The sequence below is a fragment of the Streptomyces sp. NPDC001941 genome (genome assembly GCF_040296945.1).
Classification (GTDB): Bacteria; Actinomycetota; Actinomycetes; order Streptomycetales; family Streptomycetaceae; genus Streptomyces.
In genome coordinates, this window is the sequence record NZ_JBEOYE010000207.1 from 1 (window position 1) to 4,626 (window position 4,626).

Genomic DNA, 4,626 nt, shown 5'->3' on the forward strand with positions numbered 1-4,626 from the left:
GCCCCCCCCACACCCCCGCCCACCTGGTCCGACCACAAGGAATGACAACCATGGAAAACGTCCACCTCATCTGCCTGCCCTTCGCGGGCGCCGGAGCCTCCTTCTTCAAGGACTGGCAGAGCAGTGCCCCCGAGGGGCTGCACATCGTGCCCGTCCAACTACCCGGCCGCGAGGAGCGCTTCATCGACGCGCCGCACACCGAGGCCGCGCGCGCCGTCGACGAGGTGTACGCCGCCGTCCTCGACCGGATCCAGGGCGCCGACCGGGTCGCCGTCTTCGGGCACAGCCTCGGCGCGGTGCTCGCCTACGACCTGGCCCACCGGCTCGCCGACACCCAGGGCGTGCCGCTCGCCCGGCTGTTCGTCAGCGGCTCGCCCGGCCCCTGGAACGGCCGCGAGAGCCGCGCCACCGGCCTGGACGACGACGCGTTCCTGGCCCAGGTGCGCGAGTTCGCGGGCTACGACCACCCCGCCCTGGCCCACCCGGAGATGCGCGAGCTGCTGCTGCCGATGCTCCGCGCCGACGTGGAGATGCACGAGAACTACCGCCCCGCCTCCGACAAGCCGCTGGGCGTCCCGGTCACCGCCCTGCGCGGCAGCACCGACGAACTGGTCGGCCCGGAGCTGCTCCAGCAGTGGAGCGCCGCCACCACGGCCGCCTTCTCCGCCGTGGAGATGGACGGCGGTCACATGTACATGGCCGACGACGCCCCGGCGCTGCTCCGCGTGATCGCCGCCGAGCTCGGTTCGGCGGACGCCCGATGACCGCGCGCCTGTCCGGCAAGACCGCCGTCATCACCGGCGCCGCCCGCGGCCTGGGCCGCGCCACCGCCGTGGCCTTCGCCCGCGAGGGCGCCGACCTGGTGCTCCTGGACATCGCCGCGGACCTGCCCGGCGTCCCGTACCCGCTGGGCTCCGAGAGCCAGCTCGCCTACACGGCCGAACTCTGCCGCGAGCACGGCGCCTCGGTCATGACCCGCGGCCTGGACGTCCGCGACCTGGACCAGGTGGAGGCCGCGACGGCCACCGCCCGGGAGCGCTTCGGCCGCATCGACGTCCTCGTCAACAACGCCGGGATCGCCGCCCCTTCGGGCAAGGCCGCGCACGAGATCGACGAGCGCGAGTGGCAGCTGATGATCGACGTGGACCTCTCCGGCGCCTGGCGCACCATCCGCGCGGTGGGCGGCCACATGGCCGAGCAGCGCTCGGGCAGCATCATCAACATCGCCTCGACCGCGGGCCTGGTCGGCTACCGCCACTTCGCGGGGTACGTCGCCGCCAAGCACGGCCTGGTCGGCCTGACCAAGGCCGTGGCGCTGGACTACGCGCCGCTGAAGGTGCGGGTGAACGCGCTGTGCCCCGGCTCGGTCCGCGACGACTCGCAGGTCGAGGGCCGGATGCTGTCGGAGATCGCCCGCTCCCTCGACGTGCCCGTCGCCGAGCACGAGGAGACCTTCGTGCAGGCCCAGCCGATGAACGCCCTGATCGAGCCGGACGACATCGCCTCGGCCGCCCTGTGGCTGGCGTCCGACGAGTCCCGCCAGGTCACCGGCAGCGTCCTCGCCGTCGACGGCGGCTTCACCGCCCGCTAGGGCGCGCGCCCTCGGAACTCCCGCCCGCCGGACGGGAGTCCGGAGGGCCGATCCGGGCAACGTTCACGAACCCCTGCCGTACAAGCGGGGGTTGCAGACGCCGCCCGCACGGTGTCCCCGCCCGCCCGGCGCGGACACCCCCGCTCGTGTCCTCGAAGTCCCCCATGCCAACGGGACTTCGAGGACACCACCCGGCGGCGCCCGCGCCCCGGGTCCCGGTCCGGGCGCGCGGGCCCCGCCCCGGCCCCGTACGCCCTTCCGTCGCCACCCCGCCACCCCGCCGTCCCGCACCTCCCCTCACCGAACACCGTCCCGGAGACACCACCCATGCCGCGTTCCGACGCCCCCTCCCCGCTGATCCCGACCGACTGCGCACCGCACGCCCACGTCCACGCCCTGCGGACCCGGGTGGCCCCGGGAGCCGACGCGGGGCGGCTCGCCGACGCCCTCCACGACGCGGCCGCGCTGTGGTGGCCCGGGGCCGGGGACCGGCCGTCGCTCTGGCTGGAGCCCGTCCCCGCGGCCGCCGGGACCGAGGCCGCCGAGCGCCGGGTACGGGCCGAGCTGCGGCGCCCGCTGGACCCCGCGGGCCACCCGCTGCGCGCGGTGCTGCTCGCCTACCGGGACGGCGCCGCCGACCTCGTGCTCGTCGCCCACCGCTCCCGCCTGGACGCCCGCTCGCTGCGCCTCGTCGCCGACGTGCTGCTGGGCCGGGCCGACGCCGCGGACCACCCGGTGGCGGTCCCGGGCCCCCTGGCCCCCGCCGACGGCGACCTGCGCAAGCTCTGGGGCGAGGCGGAGTTCGCGGGCCGCGCCGAGTGGGCGGCCGCCGACGCCGCGGCCGGGGACCGTACCGCCGTGGTGCGGGCCGCGCTGCCCGGCACCGCCGCCGACCCGGCCGCCGTGCTCGCGGTCGCCACCGCGCTGGTCCTGGGGCGGTACGAGAACCAGGACGGCCCGGTCGTCGGCGCGCTGACCACCCGCCCCGACCGCCCGGCGGACGCGGTGGGCGGCCATGACGCGGGCACCCTGCTCGCCCTGGACCTGTCCGGCGCGCACGGCACCGCCGAGCTGGTCGCCGAGGCCGCCCGGGTGCTGGCCGGGGACGGCACCCTGTGCGGCGGCCGCGAGTACGCCGACCTGGTCGCCCGGTCCGGCGGCCGGGTCCTCGCCGGTCTGCTCGACCCGGCCGGGCACCCCGCCGACAGCGACAGCGAGACGTACCTGCCCTGCCAGACCGCCCCCTTCCCGCTGACCCTGACGCTCCGTCAACAGCCCTCCGGCGTACCGCTCCTGGAGCTCCACCACCGCCTCGCCGACGTCGACGGCGACGCCGCGGACCGGTTCGCCCGCCACGTGGCCCGCGCCTACGCCCAACTGGCCTGCGCCGGGCCCGAGTCCGCGCCCGCCGACGTCGACCTCCTCGACGACGCCGAGCGCGCCGCGCTGGTCGCCCTGGGCCGCCCCGCCCGTACGCTCGACCACCGGCCGCTCCGCATCGACGAGGTCTTCGCCGCCCACGCCGCCGAGCGTCCCGACGCGATCGCCCTCAGCTGCGAGGGCCGGCACCTGACCTACGCCCAACTCGACGAGCGGGCAGCCACGTTCGCCGGAGCGCTGCGCGCCCAGGGCGTACGGCCGGGGGAGCGGGTCGGCATCTGCCTGGACCGCTCCACCGACCTGGTCGTCACCATGCTCGCCGTGCTGCGGGCCGACGCGGTGTACGTGCCGATGGACCCGGCCTACCCGGCCGAGCGCCTCGCCTACACCACCGAGGACGCCGGACTGCGCCTGGTCGTCACCACGCACGACGCCTTCCCCGCCGCCGAGGGCACCCGCACGCTCACCCCGGGCGAGCTGGCCGAGGCCGGGGCGCCCGCGGCCCCGGCCCCCGAGCGCGGCGCCGGGGAAGCCGCGTACGTCATCTACACCTCCGGCTCGACCGGCCGCCCCAAGGGCGTCGTCGTGCCCCACCGCAACGTGGTCGCCCTGATGGCCGCCACCCGCGAGGACTTCGGGTTCGGCCCGGACGACACCTGGACCCTCTTCCACTCCAGCGCCTTCGACTTCTCCGTCTGGGAGATCTGGGGCCCGCTGCTGACCGGCGCCCGGCTCGTCGTGGTGCCCTACTGGGTGTCCCGCTCGCCCGAGGAGTTCCGCGAGCTGCTGCGCTCCGAGCGGGTCACCGTGCTCAACCAGACGCCCTCCGCGTTCGCCCAGCTCATCGAGGCCGACCGGGGCCACGAGCCGGACCTGGCGGTGCGCCTGGTGGTGTTCGGCGGCGAGCCGCTGGACGCCCGGGGCCTGCGCGGCTGGTTCGACCGCTACCCCGAGACCCGCTGCCGCCTGGTCAACATGTTCGGCATCACCGAGACCACCGTGCACGTCACCGCCCAGACCGTCGGGCGCGCCGAGGCGATGACCGGCTCCCGCTCGGTGGGCCCCGCGCTGCCCGGCTGGTACCTCTACGTCCTCGACGAGCGGCGGCGCCCGGTGCCGCTGAACGTGCCCGGCGAGATCTACGTCGGCGGTGAGGGCGTCGCCCTGGAGTACCTGGGCCGCCCCGGACTCACCGAGGAGCGCTTCGTCACCGACCCCTTCACCGGCGGCCGGATGTACCGCAGCGGCGACAAGGGCCGGCTGCGCCCCGACGGCCGCCTGGAGCATCTGGGCCGCCTCGACACCCAGGTCAAGCTGCGCGGCTTCCGCATCGAGCTCGACGAGATCCGCAACGTCCTGCTGGACGACCCGACCGTGACCGCGGCCGCCGTCGTCCTCGGCGGCACCGACGGCCCCGACTCGGCCGCCGCCCGCCTGGACGCCTACGTGGTCCTCGACGGCGGCGACACCGCCGACGTGCGGCGCAGGGCCGCCAAGGTGCTGCCCGAGTACATGCTGCCCTCCACCGTGACCGCGCTGACCGCACTGCCGCTGACCGCCAACGGCAAGCTGGACGCCCGCCGCCTGCCCGCCCCCGCCGCGCCCACCGCCGCCCCCGCCGCGCCCGCCCGGGCCGAGGCCGCCGCCCGGGAGCC

At 76.4% G+C, this 4,626-nt stretch carries 3 protein-coding genes; all 3 read left to right on the forward strand.

Annotated features, from left to right (window positions below; all coding sequences use genetic code 11):
- Positions 1–50 precede the first annotated feature (50 nt).
- A complete protein-coding gene (locus tag ABT160_RS46390) occupies positions 51–764 on the forward strand; it encodes a thioesterase II family protein (RefSeq protein ID WP_502984427.1) in 714 nt (237 codons plus the stop codon).
- Positions 761–1,591 carry a mycofactocin-coupled SDR family oxidoreductase gene (locus ABT160_RS46395; RefSeq protein ID WP_351656309.1) on the forward strand — a complete coding sequence of 277 codons (831 nt, stop codon included), beginning with the start codon at positions 761–763 and terminating at the stop codon, positions 1,589–1,591. Before ABT160_RS46390 ends, ABT160_RS46395 begins: the two co-directional genes overlap by 4 nt.
- 327 nt (positions 1,592–1,918) lie before the next feature.
- Positions 1,919–4,626: amino acid adenylation domain-containing protein (locus tag ABT160_RS46400; protein WP_351656311.1), on the forward strand; the 2,708-nt coding region annotated here is incomplete at its 3' end.

What these genes read in the sequence shown, in the direction of transcription:
- ABT160_RS46390 (WP_502984427.1), top strand. Translation starts at nt 51, where the DNA reads ATGGAAAACGTCCACCTCATCTGCCTGCCCTTCGCGGGCGCCGGAGCC.
- ABT160_RS46395 (WP_351656309.1), top strand. Translation starts at nt 761, where the DNA reads ATGACCGCGCGCCTGTCCGGCAAGACCGCCGTCATCACCGGCGCCGCC.